The sequence below is a fragment of the Catenibacterium sp. CAG:290 genome (assembly GCF_000437715.1).
In the GTDB taxonomy this organism is placed as follows: domain Bacteria; phylum Bacillota_I; class Bacilli_A; order Erysipelotrichales; family Coprobacillaceae; genus Catenibacterium; species Catenibacterium mitsuoka_A.
In genome coordinates this window covers 1-282 of sequence record NZ_FR898869.1, presented here as the reverse complement: position 1 = coordinate 282, position 282 = coordinate 1, and the positions used below count along the sequence as shown (strand labels likewise).

Below are 282 nucleotides of genomic sequence, written 5' to 3'. Positions count from 1 at the left end.
ATACAATGACGCTAAGGCTGATTTAGATGCATTTGATGCAAAATATGGTATTGTCACAAAAGATACAATTACTTTACCTAGTGAAATGACTTATACTGGAAAACAAATTAAACCAGAAGTTGTAGTCAAAGATAGTAAAGGTAATGTTGTCGAACCAAGTGAATATACAATCACTTATGGTGATAATACAGAAGTTGGGGAAGGTAGTGTTACTATTAAATTAAGTGACGAGCATTATGTTGGTACTATCACTAAAACATTTAAGATTGTCTTAGCCTCTAC

At 32.3% G+C, this 282-nt stretch carries 1 protein-coding gene; it reads left to right on the top strand.

Annotated elements, in window-relative coordinates:
• Positions 1–282, top strand: a 282-nt coding sequence (locus QVO42_RS09695) for a hypothetical protein (RefSeq protein ID WP_288164345.1), incomplete at both ends; no start/stop codon positions are given.